This window comes from Nocardiopsis halotolerans DSM 44410 (genome assembly GCF_000341065.1).
In the GTDB taxonomy this organism is placed as follows: Bacteria; Actinomycetota; Actinomycetes; order Streptosporangiales; family Streptosporangiaceae; genus Nocardiopsis; species Nocardiopsis halotolerans.
This window is the reverse complement of sequence record NZ_ANAX01000032.1, coordinates 1-1,397: the sequence shown is the minus strand read 5'-3', so window position 1 is coordinate 1,397 and position 1,397 is coordinate 1. Positions and strand designations below refer to the sequence as shown.

Annotated in this window: 1 protein-coding gene and 1 pseudogene (1 of these 2 running past the window's edge); one reads left to right on the top strand and one right to left on the bottom strand. The window is 70.2% G+C overall.

Features of this window, described 5'->3' with window-relative positions:
• Positions 1-711, bottom strand: the 5' portion of a protein-coding gene (locus D455_RS0102295; protein ID WP_017569149.1) for a manganese catalase family protein. 195 nt of this gene lie to the left of the window's left edge; the window shows 711 of its 906 coding nt (coding positions 1-711); the start codon lies at positions 709-711; the stop codon falls past the left edge of the window.
• Between the two features lie 200 nt (positions 712-911).
• On the opposite strand from D455_RS0102295, the pseudogene D455_RS0102290 reads away from it, so the two are divergent.
• Positions 912-1,397, top strand: a pseudogene (locus D455_RS0102290) (cation transporter); the annotation flags it as partial.

Here is a 1,397-nt window from a genome sequence, read left to right as displayed (position 1 = left end):
GGGCCGGTGCGACCAGCCGCCGTTGGCCGCGGCCGTGCCGTCCGACAGGCCCCAGATGGTGTTGGCGTGCTCCTGGTTCTCCTCGTCGAACAGGGCGGTGGGCGCGACCTCGCCCTCCAGGCCGTCCTCCTGCAACTCCTCGATGGCGGCCAGCCACATGTTCTGGTGGACGGTGTCCCGGGCCAGGTTGAACTGGAGCATCGCCTTGACGCCGGGGTCGTCGGTCATGTTGTACAGCCGTGCGGTCTGGAGCCTGCCCTGGGCCTCGGCCGCGGCGTTGGCGCGGAAGTCGGCGAGCAGGTTGCCGCTGGCCACGATGTACTTGCCGTTCCACGGGGTGCCGCCGGAGTCGGCGGGGACGGCTCCGCCACCGGAGACGATGGCCTGCTGCGGATTCATACCGCCCACGACCGCCGCCACGGCCGGGTCCTTGACCGCCTTGGCCACGGTGGTGGCCGGGGCGCCCTCCAGCAGACGCGCCACCATCGTGGCGAGCATCTCGACGTGCCCGATCTCCTCGGTGGCCACGTCCATGATCAGGTCCTTGTACTTGCCCTCGATGCGGCAGTTCCAGCCCTGGAACAGGTACTGCATGGTGACGGTCATCTCGCCGTAGGCGCCGCCGATGAGTTCCTGGAGTTTGGCCGCGTAGAGCGCGTCGGGAGCCTCCGGCTTGGCCTCGAACTGGAGGTGCTTGGTGTGTCGAAACATGTTTCGCCTCCTCACTGGGAGATGTGGTGGTGACACGTGCTGTCGCGGGTGCCGCTACCCGGGGGCGTGTCGGGTAACCGGGGTTGGCGGAGACTTGGTCCGTCGTGGGGTCGCCCCTTCCACGGGGGGCTCCTTCCCGTACCGGTTCTCCGTGTCCGGAGCGGGTAGGGGCGGTCGGGAACATGGAGAAGGGGGTGAACATGCTGGAGGCGCTGACTCCTCCCTGGCCCCTGGGGTGGAGCGCCGCGCTCTTCGCCGTGGTGGCCGTGGTGACCGTGGTCGGCAGCGTTCGGATGGCCTCCCTCGGTGACGTCCTCGCCGACCGCACCGGCTGGGGAGAGGCGGTCTTCGGCGCGGTCTTCTTCGGGCTGGCCACGTCCCTGTCGGGGATCGTGATGACGGCGGTCAGCGCCGTCGGGGACCAGCCCGGGCTCGCCTACAGCAACGCGGTCGGCGGGATCGCCGCGCAGACGCTCGCGCTGGCGGTGGCCGACTTCTTCTACCGGCGCGCCAACCTGGAGCACGCCGCGGCCTCCTCGGCCAACCTGCTCTTCTGCTGCCTGCTGATCGGTCTGCTGTCCGTGGTCGTGCTCGCGGCCATGGGCCCCGACGTGACGGTCCTGGGGGTGCATCCGGCCTCGCTCGGGCTGGTCGCCTTCTACGCGGGCGGGCTCTGGCTGATCCGC